A 22,062-nucleotide genomic window follows, 5' to 3' on the forward strand; every position below is an offset into this window, starting at 1 on the left:
GCCGTGTTCAATTCATAAATGCAACACCTAATTTTTGTTTGAGTTTTTGTAATGGACTAAGGTAATCAAACTTTCTAACGGGTCTGTTATTGATTTTTAATTCTATGGATTGAATTTGTTCCACCGAGTACTGATTCAGGTCTGTTCCTTTGGGTAAAAAAGCCCTGATCAATCCAATTCTGTTTTCCACCGTTCCTTTATCCTGAGACGTATAGGGCCTTGTAAAAAAGGTTGGCAGGTTGAATTTATCCCTGATTCGATGGTGGTTTGCGAAGGCTTTGTCATTATCGAACGTGATTGACTTAAAAAATGAGGCGCCAATCCGTTCGATTCTTCTGGTTATTTTCTGTTCAATGACATCGGCGTTCTTACCCTCTAACTTTTCCAACGTGGTGATTAAAGTAGCCCGGTCTACCAGTACCAGAAGTGCCGATTGATGGTTTTTACCCATCATCAGATCCACTTCAATATCACCGATCCGCTGCCTCTGCTCCACTACGGGAGGCCTTTTTTCAATGGAAACTCTTTCTTTGATCAGTCCTCTGGAATCCCTGTAATTACCTCTTTTACGTTTTCTTTTACCGTGTCTGAGATGTTTGTATAATCCTCTATCCTTCCTGAACTGCCAATGGTTACTTTTTTTTGCCAGCCAGATCCATTGGTAGAGGGTCTCATGGGACACTCCCGGTTGGCCATTGACTCTCCACCTGGCGGCAATCAGTTCCGGACTCAGTTTTTCATCTTCCAGCCAGATTCTGCTCTGCTCCTTCATTACCTCGGTAAACCGTCTGTGTTTGGGTTTGTATTTATGGCGTTCTTGAGCCCGGTTCATTGCTATGCGTGCTGAGTAATTTCCTGCACTACGTCCCCGTTTCCCAGTGTTTCTTTTCAGTTCCCTACTGATGGTACTTTTGTGTACGCCGACCCGACAGGCTATTGCAGTTTGACTGAATCCCTCTTTGTTTAAAACCTCGATTTGATATCTTTGCTCTAGGCTGAGCTGATTGAATTTTTGCATGTCAACACTAATTTAATTATTCAGCCTAAGGAAGGAAGCCTAGGCTTCCTTCCTTAAACTATTAGTGTTGCAATTATTACTTGAATCTGGGTTTGAATACAAGATAAAGAGGAAAATTATCAATAGAGTGTTTATTTTAGTGTAAATGGGGCAAAGTGATAGTAGATTCTAGTATAAATTTGGCTTGGTGGATCGTTCCTTTGATGGTTAAAGTAGAATTTGAGAATACATTTGAATTGCTTATTTTTTCCAAGTTGCTGGTTTTTAAAAAATTAATTCGCCATTTTTGCGTTTGATCACCACATACTTTGTAATTCTGCATTAAAAGCTAAAGACTTTAGCTTTCCGAAGATCACCTAACTGCAGGATTATATGAGAAATTAGTAAGTAACTTATGTCGAAGAAAAAAGCTATCCTTTTTCCTTGGGGAATGAACTGCTTCAATTCTCCTATAATCAATGCTTTAAATGCAAACGATATTTTTGTAATCATTCCAACTAAAGAGCAACAAGTAAAAAATGAAATTCTTAATTCCATTAATGATGCAGAAAAAATTCAGTTTTTTGAATCTGATATTCATAAGGAAAGTGATTGTCAAAAATTCCAAAATTTTTTATTTGAAAACCATACTGAAATCCATTATTTGGTTTTAAATATTGTGCCTGAATTAGATGAATTGGATTTTTCCAACGACTCTCTTTTGGTGAATCAACAACTTATCGAAAAAAACATACTTCCTATTTTTCATCTTGCCAAAACAGTGATTCCTTTCAAATCCGAAATTAATTTTAATTTAATTTTTTGTGACTTGGAAAACAAATCCAATAATTTGAAGGATGAGGTTATAAATTCATTTTCAAAATTTTTAATTAACCTTTCAATTTTTACCCTAAAGGAAAATGCTATTTCAACTGAAAATATTTTTATCAAACGAATAATCTTCACTAAAGATTGTGAAGATTATTTTAAGGGGCTAAATGCAGAGAAACTGATTAATGTAATTTCAGAAAATAGTGAAGTAGAATCGTTTGGCAGTTTAGATTATAACCAAAAGATTATTTTGGTTTAGATATTCAGTTTTTTTTGTTTGTATACTCAATTAGTCTAGTTTCCAATTCTATTATTTCTTTTTCAATTATATCAATTATTTCATGCTGTTCTTCAATTATTTGTGTGCTATTAGAATTGGAAATTTTATATAAATTTATTAGTCCTATAATATTTGCAACATTTTTTCTAAAGACATGTGATATAATCCAATAAATATTTTGGTTAGTCCAAGTGTTTAATTTTTTACCATTCGTAGTTTCAATTAAAACAATTATAAATCTATTTTTAAATGTATCTTTTTCTACTTTAATTTTAAATATAAATGTACCTATACTAATGACATTATAGGTTATAGTAATTTCTTTTTCCAAAATTTCTCCCAATCTAATATAATTAATAATCTTCTGGAGGTCTGAATTTGATAAGTTATTTCTAAGCTTTAGAAAAAAGCTAAATATGCTAGATCTTCTTTCGGCTTGTATTGAAAGATATCTGTTTAAATTTTCTGTAATATTAATTTCTTTGATTTCACTATCATATTCTATAAAATATGTTCGATCCGAAAGGGAATATGAAATAATTCTTTTTAGCGAATTTTTCCATTCTTCTAGTTCATAGTTAAATTGAGAAACGATTATTCCAATTAATATATATCCATTTATTTTTTTGTTTTCAATTAATGGTGCTGCTTTAAAACTTATTGTTTCATTTTCTTTATTTAACAGAAATGACTCGCTTTTGTTGATTTTTCCTATTTTCAGTATTACTTCATTTATTAGATTTAAATGCGTATAATTTTTATTATTTTGGTTTAAATTAATCAAATTATTAAAGTTTTGATTACTGTATTTGATATTCTGATTAGTATCCATTACAGCAATGAAAATATTTGCTTTGTTAAAAATATTTATGGATTCCTCAGTAAAATTATATTTGATTAATAAATCATTTTTTAGCAGGTAGTAAGCTTGGATCATAAAAATGGGCATGAACAAAGCTGTTAATGGGATTTCTACTTGAAAGAATATAGGGTAGATTATTTGACCTATAAATCCTACTCCTCCTGTGATAAGTATAGAGTATAAGTAGAGCTTGAATCCTATATTCTTTTTTTCAAAAATATTTATTTCCTTCACCAACATTATTAGTGTTAATACGTAGCATATTCCTATCCATGCTCTTGAAATGATTGCGTATTCATTATTTTTAAAATTAACCACATAACCAAAATTTTCAGTTACTAAAAAGTAATTTTCTGTTTCGAACCCAAAACAAACAAAGTATATTAAGATTGTTAGTGTGTAAAATAGATTATTTAACTTATCATAATTTTTTATTTTATTTAGATTTAAAATTGTAAGTGTTAGGCTTAATACCTGGTATCCTATAGATAATGTAAATAACTGAAAAAAAGGAAGGTATTGTCTTAAAAAATCTATTGATATTTTTAGTCTACAGAATAATTCGAATAATTGTGCAATAAATATTACTACTAAAAACTCGATAAACTTATCTTTGAATTTTGAATTTTTTTCATATCCTTGACTAAAAATTATTAAGTAAGTTGAAATTAAAATACTTATTAAGCTTAATATATTAACTATATTTAATTGCATTGGATAATTTTGTTTTTATAGTTATTTTATTTTTCTCAAATTTCACATCAATGTCAATATAATTTTTTAGTATGTTATAAATTATAGTATCTCTTGCTGTAAAAAATGCATCCAATGGAATATTATTTTGAATTTTGAAAAATGCCTTACTTTCCATTATTTCAATTTCAATAACTTTCTTTGGCTTTTCGTTTCGATGCTGAATTTTTATATAATTTTTTGAAAAATCTGTGGATATGAACCTAACTGAGTTTTTCAATATAAGCGTAATAAGATTTTTTTCTAGCCAATTTACATTTTCATTATATAGACTTCCAACTTCCTGAATTATTTCAATATTTTTTCTATTAAATACTTCTTGATTTAATTTTATATTAGGATTGGCGTAGTAAGTTCTAAATCCAGATATATAATTTTTGAGTGATTTTTCAAAAATCTTTATTTCCTCCAATTGATCTGATATTAATGATTTATAGGTGTTGAACTCGCTAGTTGGATATAATTCGCAAATTATTTTTAATATTTCCTCTAAATTGGAAAAGTTCTCAATAAAATTATTTTTGTATTTTTCATTTAATTCTTCTATTTCATTATATAATAAAAAGTAGTTTACAATTAAATCAAGAGGTGGTTTTTCTTTGATTAATATATTAACTATTTTGAATTTTTGGTCAATTCTTACTATATCCATTTTCAGATTGAAAATATTTGAATTTTGCAAATATTCTTCTATAGATTTTATGTTGAAATCAAATTTAGGTATCACTTCTATCAAGTCCAGATAATGAATTGGATCTATTTCTGATCGTAGCTCTAAGGAATCCTTGATCAAATTTTTTCCTTCAAAAATCAAATAATGGCTTTTTGTTTCCATTGATATGTTAAGTTTAGATTATATCATGATTATAATATTCTTAACTTTTTTTATCTTTTTCAATTTTAAGGGATTAGGTGATTTTAGGGTTTAAAATAAAATGCTTTATTGGTTTTTTATAATTCATTTTTTCTATTCTGAAATAGTTTTATTGCATTAATGATTACAGAAATAGTGTTTTATATAACAAAATGTATTATTTGCCTTACAATTCTTAAGTCCTTTATTTGTTCCAACATACTTTTGGTCAATAATTCGTATTTTTAAAAAAAGTATTTATTATGAATGTGGAATTTTTAATCGTTGATGACGATCCTATTTCCTTAATGTTAAACGAGAGATATCTATCCTTTTTTCTAGGAAATTCCCCAAAAGTCTCAGTTAACAGTTATTTAAGTCCTAAGGATGCCTTAGAATTTGTTTCAAAAAATGAGAAAGTCTTTAGAGAAAAAAAATTAATTATTCTTCTTGATCTGAACATGCCTGAAATCAATGGTTTTGAATTTGTGGATATTTTGAATAAACAATTTCTTGATCATCAATTCTTTATCTATATTATAAGCTCCTCAGTTTATTCTTTACATAAAGAAATTTGCCTTAGTAAACCTAAAGTAATTGACTATTTCGTCAAGCCCTTTTCTAAGAATCATTTTGAATTGATGAAAAAGTTCTTGAAAAATGAAAAATTAGTTTAAATCATCGTTTCTTCTCTTTTGGTCTTCCTGGCCCTTTTGTTTATAACTTATGGTATCTAGTTAAAGTTTGTCGTGATTTAGTCGCATGCATCCATTTTCTTGATATTTTCCGTTTAAAGCTGGGTATGTTCTTGTAAATATGATTATGTCTTGAATGAATTTATAGAGTTAAGATTAAATTTAGGATATTCATTCTTATGATGGATTTATTGATTTTAAAATAGCTATGATGTTCGAGGGGTTTAAAGTCAATAATCTTGGTGTTTGTATTCTTGTGTGAATTTTGAACTTATTATGCTTTTATATGAAAAGAATATATCCAATAATTTGTCAATTATATTCTCAAAATTGATTTTCACATTTCAAAAATTGTATTTTGAATATTATCTCAAAAATTATTCTTATAAATATTTTTCTACGCAAGAATTTTGTTAATAATTATTCGTAATTTTAACCGATTAAACCAACCAATTATGTTTTTTTTGTTAGCCATACTCACAGCTTTTTCGGTGGGGTTTTTTGTCACACCGATTCTCATAAAGCTACTTCACAAGGCGCAAATAGGTGATTTGCCCGGTGGACGTAAAATTCACAAGAAATTTATCCCTTCCATGGGAGGAATTGCATTTTTTGTGGCAGCCTCGATAGCTATGTCCATTTGGGCCTGGCAGTTTCCGCTTCCGGATATTCGCTACCTTTTAGGTGCTATAGCCCTGGTGTTCTTTGTTGGACTTCGGGATGATATGGTCGAATTGAAAGCCTCCCATAAAATTATGGGTCAACTTGTAGCTGTGTTGCTGGTCATTGTTGCTGCGGATATCCGTATTAAGGACTTGCACGGATTCTTGGGAGTAGGGGAGCTCAACTTGTATGTTTCATACGGATTCTCTGCCTTTGTAATCTTGGCCTTGACCAATGCATTCAACTTGATTGATGGCTTGGATGGCTTGGCTTCAACCATGGCAGTAATCGTTCTAAGTTCTCTGGGTGTCTGGTTTTATGTACATGGACTGGATAGCTTCGCCGTTCTTTGCTTTACTTTCCTAGGAGGAATACTTTCCTTCTTAGTATATAATTGGCATCCTGCCAAAATCTTTATGGGTGATACGGGTTCCTTAACCCTAGGCTTTACCATGGGAGCCTTAATCATAGCCTTTATGGAATACAATGCGGCTTTACCTACTGGAGCGGCCTGGAAGTTTGAGTCTGTATTTTCTTCAGGAATAGCATTGATGATTTTTCCTCTGTATGATATGGCCAGAGTTTTTACCCGTAGGATCTTGCAAGGTAAGGGTCCCATGACTCCGGATAAAAGCCATGTACACCATTTCCTGATGAGGTCTGGATTGAAGCATAATCAGGTTGCTATGCTTCTTGGCTTCATTCAATTGGCTTTCGTGGTCTTGGTGGTCGCATTGAAAGATTATTCAGATCATTTGGTTTTACCTCTGATTTCTGTCATTGCCTTAGGCCTCGGATACAGACTGGATCAGGTCACTGTTAAGTATGTGAAAAAGAAGGTTCATGCCGAGCCAAGAGTACTGGAAGTAAGGCCTCTTTCACAGCAGCAAAGAAGAAAAATCAAATTGGAAATGGAAGAAATTCGAGAATCCAGAATGAATCTAAACTAAGCTCAGAACCACTTAAAACTTATAAATGCCCTTCGGGGCATTTTTTATTTGAATAAAATTAATGTTTGGTTGGGTTTTTGATAGAATCTATTTAGTTTCCCATCGTAAACGGTATGGCGTACCCCATAAATGGCATTTCAGTATAAACTTTCCGCTCCAATCTTTGGTGGAAATGAACTTATTTACACCCAAGAAGCCATCAGTTCCGGGCAACTGGCAACTTCAGGCAGCTTTATCGATAAATTCGAAAGGAAACTTGGGCGAAAACTGAAAACTCATCAAGCTGTAGCTCTTAACTCTGGAACCAGCTCCTTACATTTAGCACTCGTCCTTTTAGGCGTAAAAGCAGGTGACGAAGTAATTTGCCAATCTTTTACTTTTTGTGCCTCAGCAAATCCCATCATTTACTTAGGAGCTACTCCCATCTTCATAGATAGTGAAAAGGAAACATGGAATATGTCTCCGGAACTATTAGAAGATGCCATTATGCATAGAATTGCTCATGGGAAAAAGCCCAAGGCAATCATTGTGGTTCACCTCTTTGGAATGCCTGCTAAAATGCAGGAAATCATGGAAATAGCTGGCAGATACAATATTCCGGTTTTGGAAGATGCTGCTGAGGCTGTGGGGAGTACGGTGAATGATCGCTTTTGCGGAACCATGGGAGATATTGGTGTATACTCTTTCAACGGAAATAAAATCATTACTTCCGGTGGAGGAGGAGCATTAATCGCTAATGATAGTTCTCTGGTAGAAAAAGCAAGATACCTTTCAACTCAAGCACGAGAAGATCTTCCTTACTATCAGCACTTGGAAATAGGCTATAATTATAAAATGAATAATTTGGCTGCTGCAGTGGGTTTGGCTCAGTTGGAGCAGTTGGACCAGTGGATTGACAAGAGGAGGGAGGTTAACACTATTTACCGCGAACTCCTAGGTAGAATACCAGGTATAGTATTTCAGGATGAGCCCGAAGGCGTCACCTCCAATTATTGGTTGACTACGATTCTGATCGACGATAAAGTGACTGGTTTTACTAATGACAACCTGAGGGTTGCCTTAATGAAGAATGGAATAGAAACCAGATTTTTGTGGAAACCTTTGCACATGCAGCCTGTATTTAGAAATGTACAGTTTTTCGGGGGTGATATTTCCAAAAGTTTATTTCAAAAAGGAATTTGTCTACCAAGTTCCGCTGATTTGACCTATGAGGATCAGGAAAAAATTGTAGGTATTGTAATCAAGGAATTAGCCAAAACATTCTGAGTTTGTGATTTATAGAAAAGTCGGTAAAAGACTGCTGGATCTATTGGTGGCAGGAACCCTTTTTTTATTGCTATCTCCTCTTTTTCTATTTCTCTATTTAACCTTGTTCCTTTATTTCCGGGGTAATCCAATTTTTAAACAAACCCGTCCCGGATTTCAAACCATTCCATTTAGTATTTTGAAATTCAAGACTATGACGGATAAAAAAGATTCGTCAGGAAACCTGTTGCCAGATTCGGATAGGATTACCAAGTTTGGAAGAGTGATCCGGAAGTTTTCTCTGGATGAAATGCCTCAGCTGCTCAATGTAATTAGAGGGGATATGAGCTTGGTAGGTCCAAGACCTTTATTGATGGAGTATATTCCGCTGTACAATGATGAACAAATTAAAAGGCACTTGGTCAAGCCCGGAGTCAGCGGCTGGGCTCAAATTAATGGGAGAAATACAATTTCTTGGGAGGAGAAATTTGCTTTCGACACCTGGTACGTGGAAAATGTAAGCTTTATGCTGGATTGTAAAATTCTAGTTATCACCTTTTTTAATGTTTTGTTGGGGAAAGGAGTTTCCCAACAAGGGCATGTAAGTATGGGTAAATTTGAAGGAAGTAAGCAGCAAAAGGTTCATCTTTCACAATAGCTCAAGGAATTTGCGATCCCGGAAATTATTTAAGTGTATTTCTGCCTTCATGCCCTGAGGAGAAAAAATTTGGCTTTGAATTAGCCCAAATGATCAGTATCCGATCGCTTCGGTCTTAGGATGCTTGTGCTGAGCGAAGTCGAAGCATCCAATCGGTCAAACAAGTAAAATATGACAACAGGTAGATTCCGGATTTCCAGATTAATCCATGCTTTCACATTTTATACTTCACACTTCCAACTTATCCTTTCTCAGAATTAACAGATTATTCAAATAAATTTGTATATTTTCAAACAAAATATCAGAATACATTATTTAATACTTTCAAATCCGCTTTTAAACCTGTTGTACTCCAAATTTTCCCACTTAAATAAGAATTAGAAAAACTGTTTCCGCTTAAATCCAATTCCTTTGTTTTTATCGTATTTCAAAAATACCTAACATTCAATTGAAATAATTCAAAATAAAATTGGATTGAATTGAAAAATACACAAGGATATTTGGTTTAGCAGGATAAAAAATCTTATTTTGCAAAGTGATAGAATTAGTGAGGCCCTACCTTTTAACCTTATCAATTTGAAACAATATCTACTATGAATTTTTTAACCAGGCTTAAAATCCTTCCTAGATGGATCATCGCCACGCTAGACGCTCTTATACTTTTCTATTGTGCTTTATTTGGCTATCTAGTACGATTCAATTTCGAATTAGCCTTAATCGAACAAAATGACGCTATAGCCGGAAGTTTCACCTTTATGATAGGTGGACTATTGGTTATGCAAAATACCAGAAGCTATGAAGGAATAGTAAGACATACCGGTTTTAAGGATGGTTCCAATATCTTTAAAACGGTTCTTATCAATTTTATTTTATTTCTCTTTCTTAATTTTTTCCATGGAAGTTTTCTGAATGATAGATTTCTACTTCCGACCTCTGTTTTAATTATTGCGAGTTTGTCCTCGCTCTTCATGCTCGTTTTCTATAGACTGCTTGTGAAAGAGCTATTTGTTTATTTGAAAAATGGATTTATAGCGAAGGAGCAGCGAAACGGAGTCATTTTTGGTGCCGGGGAGGCTGGGATCATAGCGCAGGAGGCTATTAAAACAGACAGTAAATCCTATTTCAATACTGTAGCCTTTTTGGATGATGATCCAAAAAAGGATGGGAAGAACCTTTCAGGAACAAGGATCTATCATGGTCTTTCCCACTTGGAGAAGTTAGTCAGCCAGTATGGTGTAACCGAACTGATTATTGCTGTTAGAGATCTATCCGTTCAGAGAAAAAGAGAAATTATAGACGAATGCCTGAGGTTAAAGATTTCTGTTTCTATCGTTCCTCCTGTGGATCAATGGATCAATGGAGGTTTGACAGCCGGTGCAATCCGTGAAATTAAAATCGAAGATCTGTTATCCAGAGATCAGATTCAATTGGATAATCCAAGAATACATGAAGATCTGATAGACAAGGTTGTATTGGTTACAGGAGCTGCGGGCTCTATAGGTTCCGAGCTTTGCCGACAAATCTCTTATTATCAACCGAAGCTTCTAATCATGCTAGACATTGCTGAATCAGCATTGTATGATGTGGAGAACGAGTTTAGAGAATCTTATCCATCCTGCCCGATCAAAATCATTTTGGGAGATGTGAGGAATAAGAAGAAGATGAAGGAAGTCTTCAAAAACTTCAAACCTCAGGTAGTATTCCATGCTGCAGCCTATAAGCATGTGCCGATGATGGAGAACTATCCGGAAGAAGCAATTCATTCCAATGTGATAGGAACCAAAATTCTGGCAGATCTCTCAGTTTTGGCTCAGGTAGATAAGTTTGTGTTTGTATCTACAGATAAAGCAGTGAACCCAACCAACGTGATGGGAGCTAGCAAAAGAGCTGCGGAAATGTATGTGCAGGCTTTAAATGAATATTTGGAAGTTAATCACAAGAAGTACCATACTAAATTCATTACCACTCGATTCGGAAACGTTTTGGGTTCCAATGGTTCGGTTATACCGTTATTTAAGAAGCAGATTTTGCACGGTGGCCCTATTACGGTAACCCATCCAGAAATTACTCGATTCTTTATGACCATTCCTGAGGCTTGCCAATTGGTTTTGGAAGCAGCTGTAATGGGGCATGGAGGCGAGATTTATGTATTTGACATGGGGGAACCTGTAAAGATTCTCGATTTGGCCAAGAAAATGATTCAGCTTTCCGGTAAGAAAGTAGATGAGGATATCAGTATTGTATTTACAGGATTGAGAGAAGGAGAAAAGCTCTATGAAGAGCTGTTGAATGATTTTGAAACAGTGAAGATTACCCATCATCCTAAGATTAAAATTGCCCAAGTACTTCCTTCCGCTTATCACAAAATAGACGGGCAAGTGGAGCTTTTTCAAGAGCTAATCAATAAAAATTCAGAAAATGAATTGGTGGCTCATTTAAAGGTGATAGTGCCTGAGTTTATTTCCAATTCCTCCCGATTTGAGGTTTTGGATAGGATGAATTGATTTTTTGAAGTGTGACTAAGTAAGATTAGTTAATTGTTATTAGATACTTCGCTATTCGACGTTCATCATTCGATGTTCGATATTTTTTTTTGGAAGTGTAAAGTGTAATTGAGGATCAGTTAATTGTTATTGGTTGATATTTATTAGTTACTTCATTATTCGACATTGGTGATTGTGTAATCGAGTAATTGATGATCAGTTAATTGTTATTGGTTATTAGTTATTAGATACTTTGCTATTCGACGTTCATCATTCGATGTTCGATATTTTTTGGAAGTGTAATTGTGTAATTGTTTAATCGAGTGTCGCCGCCATTTTAATTCTCGTCTCTCGCTTCTCGTCTCTCGCCTCTCATCGCCTTTAATCGTACCTCGTCCCTCGTAATTCCCATCTCCCTTTCCTACCTTTGCAATTGATTTAAGGATAAATACCTTACCATGAAGAAGAATTTCACCTTGCAACTGAGCCCGGAAGAGGCTTATGACCCCGAACTTTTTAAAAAAGTTCTACTAAATAAAGCTGGACTTTCAACCGAAACAGCAGAGGCCTTTGCCCGGCAAACCCGAAGATCCATAGACGCCCGAGGAAGAAGAGTGCGGGTTAATGTGGAGGCAGAACTTTTTATAAAAGAATCTCCTAAGCCGTTACTGGATGCTATCCCTGAATATCCCAATGTCAAAAATGCTGAAGCCATTATCATTGTAGGAGCAGGACCTGCAGGTTTATTTGCTGCATTGAGAGCGATTGAACTGGGAGTTAAGCCTATCCTAATAGAAAGAGGAAAGGATGTTAGGGCTAGAAGAAGAGACCTTGCCGCTATCAATAAGCATCATGTGGTAAACCCTGACTCCAATTATTGTTTTGGAGAAGGTGGTGCAGGTACATACTCTGATGGGAAACTGTACACCCGATCCAAAAAAAGAGGAGATATTCGGAGAATCATGGAGATTTTGGTGGCACATGGTGCTACGGAAGAAATCCTAGTCGATGCTCATCCTCATATTGGAACAAACAAGCTCCCGGTTTTAGTAGCCGAACTCAGACAAAGTATTCTCAACGCAGGTGGAGAAATTGCTTTTGAAACCAGAGTTGAGGATTTGATTTTAAATGATGGAGAGATCAAAGGGGTAGTGACCCAAAACGGGGAGAAAATTACCGGTAAGGGTGTCATTTTGGCAACAGGTCATTCTGCCAGAGATATTTTTGAATTACTACATAAGAGAGAGGTTTTGATTGAAGCAAAACCTTTTGCCTTAGGAGTCAGAATAGAGCACAGCCAAAATCTGATCGATAAAATCCAATACCATTGTGAAGTTGACCGCGGACCTTATCTTCCCGCTTCTTCCTATTCTTTGGTTCAGCAAACCCAATTTAAAGGAAAACAAAGAGGAGTTTTTAGCTTTTGTATGTGCCCTGGAGGCTTTATTGTTCCTGCTGCCACTTCTCCTGGAGAATTGGTGGTTAATGGCATGAGTCCAAGCCGAAGAGATAGCCGCTTTGCCAATTCTGGAATGGTGGCCTCGGTGGAACTGGAAGATTTAGGAGCCTATCATCAATATGGTCCTCTAGCTGCCATGCACTTTCAGGCAGATATTGAAAAAAGGGCATGGGAGGCCGGAGGAGAAACCCAGGTGGCACCAGCTCAAAGAATGGTTGACTTTGTTCAAAAAAGGGTTAGTTCCAGCCTTTTGGACACTTCCTACCAGCCCGGACTCAATTCGGTAGATATGCATGCTGTGCTTCCGGACTTTATCTCTGAGAGACTGGCTATGGCCTTTAAGGCTTTTGGTCAAAAGATGAGAGGATACTTGACTAATGAGGCACAGTTAATAGGGGTGGAGAGCCGAACTTCCTCGCCTGTTAGAATTCCAAGAGATAGGGAGAGCTTTGAACACCCTCAGATCAAGCGATTGTATCCATGTGGGGAAGGAGCTGGCTATGCAGGTGGGATTGTATCGGCTGCTATGGATGGTGAACGTTGTGCTGAGCATTTGATTGGAACCTACGTGAAGCGCTAAGCTTTCTGACTCTTATCGTCAGAAATACTATTCCTTCAAAATCATTCCCTAAATTCGATCATGGAATTTGCCATTGTGGATATTGAGACAACAGGAGGAAACTTCAGAAATGGAGGGATCACTGAAGTTGCTATTGTCATCCATGATGGACAACAAATCGTGCATGAATACCAAAGCCTGATCAATCCTCAGCAAAATATTCCAGCTTACATCACCGGTCTTACAGGGATAGATGATGCCATGGTGAGAGAATCACCTACTTTTGATGAAATCGCTGAGGAGATTTATGAATTATTGGAAGGAAAGGTTTTCGTCGCCCACCAAGTCAATTTTGATTTCGGTTTTATCCGTGAGTTTTTAGGTAGGTCAGGCTATGAATTGAAGAATCCGAAACTCTGCACAGTCAGGTTAAGCAGGAAGATTTTTCCGGGGATGCGTTCCTACAGTTTGGGAAGGATTTGTGAACAAAGAAATATTCCCATCCTTGCTAGGCATAGAGCGATGGGTGATGCTAAGGCAACTGCCATATTGTTTGGTCAAATGCTTGAAGAAAATCCAGAGGTTATCTATTCTGGGTTAAAGAAGAATTCTGGTGAGAGTTTCTTGCCTCCAAATTTTTCATCTCAGAGGTTTCGAGAAATACCGGAAAAATGCGGAGTCTACTACATGCTGGATCAAAAAGGTAAAGTCATTTATGTAGGCAAAGCGAATAATATTAGAGAACGTTTCCGAGGTCATTTCACTGGGCAAAGCCATCCCAGCATTAAGCAGGAACTGAAAGCTGAGGTTGCCGATTTAAAATGGAAATTGACGGGTTCTGAGTTTATGGCCTTGCTTCTGGAAACTTTGGAAATCAAACGAATTTGGCCGAAGTACAATGCAGCGTTGAAAAGTCCCAGAAATATTTGGGGCCTATTTTCCTATCAGGATGGGAGAGGATTCATTCGGTTTCAGATTGCAAAAGTGAATAAATCCCTGCAGCCATTAGAAACTTTTTTCTCATCTGAGGAAGCGAAGGCCTTTTTAACAGATGCGATTCAGACCTATGAACTTTGTTCCAAATTGTGCGGGATTCGAAAGGTAAACTGCGAAGTGGTGAATGATACAATTTGCCAAGGTGCATGTGCAGAAAAGGAGGATACTCTCATGTACAACCAAAAAGCTCAGGTATTTATCCAAAAAGTGAAAGACAGCAAAGGCGCTATTCGACTAGAGTTAGAGGGTAGAACGGAAGATGAAAGAGCTGTCTGTGTTTTTGAGGGAGGAATGCTTCGGGAATATGGATTTATCAAAGATGAATCGGAAAAGTTGGAAGCGGTTAAACCATATCCCGAAACCTCCTACGTGCTGAGGCAATTTTTACATCAGTTTTCAGCCCAGCAAATTCAAGTCATAAGTTCAAGAAGAAACAACCAAGAAGTACTGAGCTTTGAGTTTTAAAGACGCGAATGGACTTGCACAGTAGCTTATATAAGCGATTTAGTGTTGAAAACATTGAACTCTTGAACCTTGAACATATCCAAATCATATTAGGACCCCAGTTAATCCATTAAACTTTACTCAATTACTCTCAAAGACCGAACATCGAATGATGAACTTCGAATAGCTAGGTGCCTAATAACCAATAACTAATAGCCAATTACTGATCCGCCTCAGCTACTCAATAACTCACAAATATCGAACATCGAATGATGAACGTCGAATAGCGAAGTGCCTAATAACCAATAACAATTAACCGATCCTCAATTAATCAATTACACTTTACTCAACTACTCTCAAATATCGAACATCGATTGATGAATGTCGAATTAGGAAGTGCCAAATAACCAATAACTGATACCAATTAACAGATTCCCCTCAATTACTCAATTACACAGTTAAACGATTACTCTTCAAAGATTATCCCCCATAAGTCACCCTATAAATACATCCCGCCATATCATCTGAAATGAGCAAGCTTCCATCAGGTAATTCCTGAACATCCACTGGTCTTCCCCATACTTCTTGACTGGCATCATCTAACCATCCGCTAGCAAAGACTTTTTGACCGGTTACATTTCCGGATCCATCAATTTCAGCCAGAACTACTTCATAACCTGATTTTTTGCTTCTATTCCAAGATCCATGTTTTGCGATGATCGCATTGTTTTTATAGGTGCCCGGGAACATTCCTCCCTCATAAAAACGAATTCCCAAAGGAGCAACATGGGCTCCCATTTTTGCTGCAGGTTGCACATATTCATTGGCTGCCTTTCCACTATCTCCAAACTCAGGATCTTTGACAGTTCCGGCATGCCAATAAGGATATCCAAAATGTTGGCCTTTTTCTGTTGCTCTATTCAACTCGCAATCAGGGATATCATCTCCCATCATATCTCTTCCATTATCGGTAAACCATAGGTTACCAGTCTGGGGATGCCAATCAAATCCAACTGTATTTCTCACTCCATGAGCATAGACTTCCGGAGTAGGGTTAGGCTTACTCACATCTAATCTGGTGATAGATGCATAAATCTCATCTTCTGGATCACAGATATTGCAAGGAGCACCCACTGGGACATACAACATCCCGTCTGGACCGAAGGCTATGAATTTCCAGCCATGATGTCCTTCCGTTGGATAAGCATCATAAACCACTTCATAGCTAGGATTGCTCAAGGTATTTTTGATATCCTTAAACCGTAGGATTCTACTTACTTCTGCTACATATAAATCACCGTCTTTGTAGGCAACCCCGTTGGGCATTCGAAGGCCCTCTGCCAAAATGAATTTAAAATCAGCTTTTCCATCCGCATTTTCATCCACCAAGGCATATACATTATTTTCTTGACGGTTTCCAACGAAGATGATTCCATTATCCGAAATCGCCATAGATCGGGCATTAGGTACATCTGCTGCCCAAACGTCAATTTTAAATCCTTCAGGAAGCTTGATTTTATCAAGCTGAACTTCCGCACTGGCGGTTCTGATATCTACCTTATTACTTGAGTCAGGTGTTTTGATTTCACTTAGCTTCCCCTTTTGCTGACAGCTTGCCCCCAAACTTCCTATAGTAAGGGCTGCTAAAAGACATATTTTATTGATTGAGTTCATAGTATCATTATTTACTTACAATTTAATTCTTTTGAGATACTTTCTATAGTCTTCCTCAATAAACGGTTGAATCCTTATTTTTGCGCCATGCTTTCAATTTCAAACCTTTCCTATTTCATAGGCGGACGTGCCTTGTATGAAAATGCCAACTTACACATCAAACCAAAAGATAAAATTGGGTTGGTAGGTCAAAATGGTACCGGAAAATCAACTTTATTAAAAATTATCAGCGGAGACTACCAGCCTAGCAGCGGGGAAGTTCAAAAAGCCAAAGATTGTACTATTGGTTTTTTGAATCAGGATTTGCTTTCCTATCAATCTGATGAAAGTATCTTGAATGTTGCTCTGGCTGCATTCAAGGAAACATTGGCTCTCCAGGATGAAATTGATGAGGTATTGAAAAAAATGGAAACGGATCATTCTGAAGAGATCATCAACAGATTGGCTTTTCTACAAGATCGGTTCGAAGCCAATGAAGGGTACACCATCAAAGCCAAAGCAGAGGAGGTCCTAGAAGGAATTGGTTTCAAGACCGAAGATTTGGAAAAACCTTTACGAACTTTCTCCGGAGGCTGGAGAATGCGAGTGATGCTGGCCAAATTACTTTTGGAAAAGCCTTCGCTTTTGATGCTGGATGAACCGACAAACCACCTGGATCTTCCATCCATTCAGTGGGTTGAGAATTATCTTAAAACCTATGAAGGTGCGGTGATTGTGGTGTCTCACGATCAAACCTTTTTGGATAATTGTATTTCCTCGACTGTGGAAGTTGCGAATCAAACCCTGACTTTATATTCGGGTAATTATTCTTTCTACAAAGAGGAAAAGAAAGAAAGAATGGAGATTCAGCAGAATGCTTATGAAAATCAGCAACAGATGATCAAGCAAACTGAGCGATTTATTGAGCGTTTCCGCGCGAAAGCTTCCAAGTCCAATCAGGTTCAATCAAGAGTAAAGGCATTGGATAGAATGGAGCGGGTGCATGAGGTGGTGGATGATGAAGCATTTGTGAATTTCAAGTTCAAATTTTCTCAAAAATCTGGTCGGGACGTGGTCGTGTTGGATCATGTGAGCAAAAGTTATGGCGATTTGACCATTTTGAAGGATACTTCTGCCAGAATAGAACGTGGGGATAAAATTGCCCTGATCGGTGCGAATGGAAAAGGGAAGTCTACTTTGCTGAGGATCATTGATGGAACTGAAAAAATCCAGGGAGAGAGAACTGAAGGCTACAATGTAATAAAGTCCTTTTTTGCACAGCATCAGTTGGAAGCCTTGACCTTGGACAATGAAATTATCCAGGAAATGGCACAGGCGGGAAGTCCTAAAACTGAAACAGAGTTGAGGAATGTCTTGGGTTGCTTTCTGTTTACAAATGAGGAAGTTTTTAAAAAGATCAAAGTTCTTTCAGGAGGTGAAAAATCCAGAGTTGCATTGGCCAAAACACTGATTTCTGAAGCGAATTTCCTATTGCTGGATGAGCCGACCAACCACTTGGATTTCCAGTCTGTTAATATTCTGATCCAAGCTTTGCAGCAGTATGAAGGCACATTTATCACAGTTTCTCACGATAGGCATTTCATCAAAGGGGTGGCCAACAAAATCTGGTTCATAGAGGATAATCAGATAAAAGAATACCCTGGAACATACGAAGAGTACGAGTTTTGGAAAAGCCAGCAGGTAAAAGAGGAGGGAGCGAATCAGGCTCAGGAAAAGGCAGTTAAGAAAGAACAGAAAAAAACTTTCAATCCTCAGGATCCTGAAGTTCAGCAGGCTAAAAAGAACCTAAAGAAATTAGAAAATCAATTGGAGTCGGTTGAGAAAGAAGTAGAGAAGTTAGAAGGAAATCTGGCTACAATAGAGAAAGAATTGGCTGATCCCAAGCTTTACAATGATGATGAAAAGGCTGCAAAAGTTCAGGATAAATACCAGTCGGTTAAGGGTCAATTGGACAGGAAAAATGCGGAATGGGAAGAGTTGGTGGATGAGATTTCGAAATTGCAGGAAACTCTCAGCTGAGCTTTTCGTTTTGGATGCTAAAATCTCTATTTTGAAAGATGCTTAATTCCTTTAGATATACGCTTTTACTTTTTTGTTTAATATCCATTCATGCATTTGGACAGGTAGAGGACAAGGTTTACAAAGACCATATTCAGTCAGTCAGGATATTTCCTGTTGGTGCTGCATTTGACAGCCAGTTGGATGCGCCGGTAATATCCATGTCAGATTCTCGGCCTTTGATGTTGTTCTTTGACGATTTGGCCTATGATCCGGAATTGTATGCGGCTAAACTGATTCATTGCGATGCTGATTGGCAGCCAAGCCAACTGAAAGACAATGATTTTTTACCCACTTTCAACGAATTTAATATCCAGGATTTTGATTACTCCAATAACACCCGAGTACCCTTTATTCATTATTATTTTCAAATTCCAAGAGTCACCAAGTCAGGGAATTATGTAGTCAAGGTTTATGCAAATCGCGATGAAAACAATGTAGTTCTCACCAAGCGATTCATGGTATATGAGGAATTATTTGCAGTAGGAGCTTCCATTGTACCACCATCTCAAACTTCTCAAAGAAGAAATTCACAGCAGATAAATCTAGCTGTTAATTACTCAAAAGGGGAGGTGATGGACCCTAACTCTCAGATTAAGGTGGTCATCAGACAAAATCAGCGTTGGGATAATGCCCGATTTTTAAGCAGGCCAACATTTCTAAACGAGAGCTCAAAAACGATGCGTTTCGAGAGTTTTGATGGAGAAAATGCTTTTAGTGCGGGGAATGAATTCAGGTTTGTGGATTTGAGATTTATTCGGGCAACAGGGGTGAATGTGGCTTCTGTGGAGGTATTGGACGATATTATTTATGCAGAAGCTCAAGTCGATAGACCTAGACCGGCTGAGATTTACTCTCAATACCTAGATCTCAATGGGCAATATTTGGTGAATACCAACGATAGACCAGGTGGTAATCCCGAGATAGAAAGTGAGTATATGCTGACCACTTTTCGATTGTATCATCCTCAAAGTTCTAACCCAGTTTATTTGTTGGGAGCCCTAACCAATTGGGGAAAAAATCCGGAAGCTAAAATGCAATGGAATGCCGAAATGGGAGTTTATGAAACTACGTTGTTATTGAAGCAAGGATGGTATGATTACCAATATGGTTACAAAGATGGAAGCCAGTTCTCAACCGAGGCATTTGAAGGAGCCCATTTTGAAACAGAAAATGAATACGAAGTATTGATTTACTTCAGAAATCTGGGTTCTAGATATGATCAATTGGTAGGCTATGTGTATTTACATCCCAATAGAAGAAGATTGTAATTGGGATTAAAAACCGGTGGTCCCTGCGAGTTGTTCATATCTATACCATATGAATGATTGATTAATTCGGTCGTCCCTTTGGGACTTCTATGATTAAAAGGTAGATCCCTAAAATATCCAGAGATTAAAATCTCTGCCCGCCCACCGCGGTGGGGCTAGGATATCTATCGTCACTACGCGACTTATTATCTTATTCAAATAGTTTCGGTGTGGCAAAATGTCCAAGCCGTGAGGCATTTTACAAAAAACTCAATTTCAAAAAATAAATATGAAGTTTATGGTATGACTCAGAATGCGTAGGTATGAATGATTTCCTAGCCCTGGCTTCGACATGCAGGCACCCATTTCAATGGCTGGGATGCCGAATAGCTAATTAGGTAAAAAATGCCGTAGGCATGGCCGATTATAATGAAACCAAAAATATAAATAATCGTTAGTTTGATTTGAATTTTAAATTTTTAATCTAAATTTTTATGCCAAACACATATTCTTCTCTTTATTGCCACACCATTTTCGCGGTTAAGTTTAGACATGCTGCCATCCAAAACTCTTTTAAAAAAGAGTTATTTGGTGTATTAGGAAACCTTATAAATGAATCGGGATGTAGTACCGTAATTGTAAATGGGGTTTCAGATCACGTTCATGCCTTATTTAAGTTTTATCCGAAGAACTCTATTTCAGAAGTAATGAAAGGCGTGAAGGCTAAATCCTCTAAATGGATAAATGAGAATGGTTTTTTGAATTATAGATTTGAGTGGCAAACAGGATTTGGTTCTTTCACCAATAGCCAGAATCAGATTGGGAAACTATTTGATTATATAAAAAATCAAGATGAACATCATGAAAAAATAACCTTCAGGGAGGAATATTTGAATTTGTTAAAAGCTCATCAAATTGAATTTTTGCCTGAATATTTATTTAAGGAGTTGGAATGATTGAATAAATCGGTCGTCCCTATGGGACTTCTATGATTAAAAGGTAAATAACTAAAATATCCAGAGATTAAAATCTCTGGCTAGGAAATCTAACGTCGCTACGCGACTATTTCCCCAATAAAGAATAAATGGTTCCACTATAATTAATCTGTAGGCTATTAAAACATCTAGAGATTCAAATCTCTGCCCGCCCGCTGCGATGGGGCTAGGAAATCTAACGTCGCTACGCGACTATTTCCCCAATAAAGAATAAATGATTCCACTATGATTAATCTGTAGGCTATTAAAACATCTAGAGATTAAAATCTCTGCCCGTCCGCCGGGGTGGGCTAGGATATCTATCGTCGCTACGCGACTAATCGCTTTTTCAAATATTTTAGTGCGGCCAGAATGCCGTAGGCATGAAGTATATCCTAGCCCTGTCTTCGACAGGCAGGCAGCCATTTTAATGGCTGGAAATTAGAAATATCGAAAGGGTTTTGAATGCCGTAGGCATGACCAATTTTGATATGGACTTCTTTTTGAATTTAGGACTTCAGTTAATTCTTCAGTTCATTCGATTTTTATTCTCATATATCAAAATCTCTGCCCGTCCGCCGCGGAGGGGCTAGGATATCTATCGTCGCTACGCGACTAATTGCTAATTCAAATATTTTAGGTGTGGCCAGAATGCCGTAGGCATGAAGTATATCCTAGCCAGCCATTTCAATGGCTGGGATGCCAAATAGCTAATTAGGTTAAAAATGCCGTAGGCATGGCCGATACTAATGAAACCAAAAACATAAATAATCGTTAGTTCAATTTGTGTTTTAAATTTTTATGCCAAACACTTATTCATCCCTTTATTGCCATACCGTCTTCGCAGTTAAGTACAGACATGCTACCATTCAAAATTCTTTTAAAAAAGAATTATTTGGTGTATTAGGTAACCTTATAAATGAAACGGGTTGTAGTACCGTAATTGTAAATGGGGTTTCAGATCACGTTCATGCCTTATTTAAGTTTTACCCGAAGCACTCTATTTCAGACGTAATGAAAAGCGTGAAGGCTAAATCCTCTAAATGGATAAATGAGAATGGTTTTTTGAATAATAGGTTTGAATGGCAAGCAGGATTTGGTTCTTTTACCAATAGCCAGAATCAGATTGAGAAACTATTTGATTATATAAAAAATCAAGATGAACATCATGAAAAAATAACCTTCAGCGAGGAATATTTGAATTTGTTAAAAGCTTATCAAATTGAATTTTTGCCTGAATATTTATTTAAGGAATTGGAATGATTGATTATATCGGTCGTCCCTATGGGACTTCTATGATTAATCGATAGGGTTATAAAATATCCAGAGATTAAAATCTCTGGCTAGGAAATCTAACGTCGCTACGCGACTATTTCCC

At 36.6% G+C, this 22,062-nt stretch carries 16 protein-coding genes; 12 read left to right on the forward strand and 4 right to left on the reverse strand.

The window, feature by feature from the left end:
• Positions 1 to 7: 7 nt before the first annotated feature.
• Positions 8 to 1,018: an IS30 family transposase gene (locus FL972_RS02105; RefSeq protein ID WP_144602280.1), complete on the reverse strand. Its 1,011-nt coding sequence runs from the start codon at positions 1,016 to 1,018 to the stop codon at positions 8 to 10.
• A gap of 394 nt (positions 1,019 to 1,412) precedes the next feature.
• Between FL972_RS02105 and FL972_RS02110 the strand changes: the two genes are divergently transcribed.
• A complete protein-coding gene (locus FL972_RS02110; RefSeq protein ID WP_144602981.1) occupies positions 1,413 to 2,087 on the forward strand; it encodes a Rossmann-fold NAD(P)-binding domain-containing protein in 675 nt (224 codons plus the stop codon).
• A gap of 4 nt (positions 2,088 to 2,091) precedes the next feature.
• On the opposite strand, the gene FL972_RS02115 is transcribed toward FL972_RS02110, so the two are convergent.
• Together FL972_RS02115 and FL972_RS02120 are read right to left on the reverse strand one after the other, a co-directional pair.
• Positions 2,092 to 3,684 (reverse strand): hypothetical protein, encoded by a 1,593-nt coding sequence (locus FL972_RS02115; protein ID WP_144602985.1) that lies wholly within the window; start codon positions 3,682 to 3,684, stop codon positions 2,092 to 2,094.
• Positions 3,665 to 4,558 carry a hypothetical protein gene (locus FL972_RS02120; RefSeq protein ID WP_144602988.1) on the reverse strand — a complete coding sequence of 298 codons (894 nt, stop codon included), beginning with the start codon at positions 4,556 to 4,558 and terminating at the stop codon, positions 3,665 to 3,667. The genes FL972_RS02115 and FL972_RS02120 overlap by 20 nt, the downstream gene beginning before the upstream one ends.
• Positions 4,559 to 4,839: 281 nt before the next feature.
• Between FL972_RS02120 and FL972_RS02125 the strand changes: the two genes are divergently transcribed.
• The 7 genes from FL972_RS02125 (at position 4,840) to FL972_RS02155 (ending at position 14,749) form a co-directional block, all read left to right on the forward strand.
• Entirely contained in the window at positions 4,840 to 5,253 is a 414-nt protein-coding gene (locus tag FL972_RS02125) for a response regulator (protein WP_144602992.1), read from the forward strand.
• A 473-nt stretch (positions 5,254 to 5,726) separates the two neighbouring features.
• Positions 5,727 to 6,884, forward strand: a complete 1,158-nt coding sequence (locus FL972_RS02130; RefSeq protein ID WP_144602997.1) for a glycosyltransferase family 4 protein — start codon at positions 5,727 to 5,729, stop codon at positions 6,882 to 6,884.
• Between the two features lie 129 nt (positions 6,885 to 7,013).
• Positions 7,014 to 8,150, forward strand: a complete 1,137-nt coding sequence (locus FL972_RS02135; RefSeq protein WP_144603001.1) for an aminotransferase class I/II-fold pyridoxal phosphate-dependent enzyme — start codon at positions 7,014 to 7,016, stop codon at positions 8,148 to 8,150.
• A gap of 4 nt (positions 8,151 to 8,154) precedes the next feature.
• The gene (locus tag FL972_RS02140) at positions 8,155 to 8,787 is read left to right on the forward strand and encodes a sugar transferase (RefSeq protein ID WP_317129914.1); all 633 of its coding nucleotides are present in this window, start codon (positions 8,155 to 8,157) and stop codon (positions 8,785 to 8,787) included.
• Positions 8,788 to 9,380: 593 nt separating this feature from the next.
• Complete coding sequence (locus FL972_RS02145) at positions 9,381 to 11,291, forward strand: polysaccharide biosynthesis protein (protein WP_144603003.1); 1,911 nt, start codon at positions 9,381 to 9,383, stop codon at positions 11,289 to 11,291.
• Between the two features lie 437 nt (positions 11,292 to 11,728).
• Positions 11,729 to 13,309 (forward strand): NAD(P)/FAD-dependent oxidoreductase, encoded by a 1,581-nt coding sequence (locus FL972_RS02150; RefSeq protein WP_144603005.1) that lies wholly within the window; start codon positions 11,729 to 11,731, stop codon positions 13,307 to 13,309.
• A gap of 60 nt (positions 13,310 to 13,369) precedes the next feature.
• Positions 13,370 to 14,749, forward strand: coding sequence for an exonuclease domain-containing protein (locus FL972_RS02155; protein ID WP_144603007.1), 1,380 nt, complete (start codon positions 13,370 to 13,372; stop codon positions 14,747 to 14,749).
• A gap of 459 nt (positions 14,750 to 15,208) precedes the next feature.
• Here the strand turns inward: FL972_RS02155 and FL972_RS02160 are convergent, their stop codons facing one another.
• Positions 15,209 to 16,402 carry a PQQ-dependent sugar dehydrogenase gene (locus FL972_RS02160; RefSeq protein WP_144603010.1) on the reverse strand — a complete coding sequence of 398 codons (1,194 nt, stop codon included), beginning with the start codon at positions 16,400 to 16,402 and terminating at the stop codon, positions 15,209 to 15,211.
• An 87-nt stretch (positions 16,403 to 16,489) separates the two neighbouring features.
• Here FL972_RS02160 and abc-f point away from each other — a divergent pair, with 87 nt between their 5' ends.
• The 4 genes from abc-f (at position 16,490) to tnpA (FL972_RS02180) (ending at position 21,947) form a co-directional block, all read left to right on the forward strand.
• Entirely contained in the window at positions 16,490 to 18,421 is a 1,932-nt protein-coding gene (gene abc-f / locus FL972_RS02165; protein WP_144603014.1) for a ribosomal protection-like ABC-F family protein, read from the forward strand.
• 38 nt (positions 18,422 to 18,459) lie between these two features.
• Positions 18,460 to 19,731, forward strand: a complete 1,272-nt coding sequence (locus FL972_RS02170) for a type IX secretion system plug protein (RefSeq protein ID WP_144603017.1) — start codon at positions 18,460 to 18,462, stop codon at positions 19,729 to 19,731.
• A gap of 473 nt (positions 19,732 to 20,204) precedes the next feature.
• Entirely contained in the window at positions 20,205 to 20,666 is a 462-nt protein-coding gene (gene tnpA, locus FL972_RS02175; RefSeq protein WP_144603020.1) for an IS200/IS605 family transposase, read from the forward strand.
• An 819-nt stretch (positions 20,667 to 21,485) separates the two neighbouring features.
• Positions 21,486 to 21,947, forward strand: a complete 462-nt coding sequence (gene tnpA / locus FL972_RS02180) for an IS200/IS605 family transposase (RefSeq protein WP_144603023.1) — start codon at positions 21,486 to 21,488, stop codon at positions 21,945 to 21,947.
• Positions 21,948 to 22,062: the final 115 nt, after the last annotated feature.

Origin of the sequence: Algoriphagus algorifonticola (assembly GCF_007655305.1) — a bacterium.
In the GTDB taxonomy this organism is placed as follows: Bacteria; Bacteroidota; Bacteroidia; order Cytophagales; family Cyclobacteriaceae; genus Algoriphagus; species Algoriphagus algorifonticola.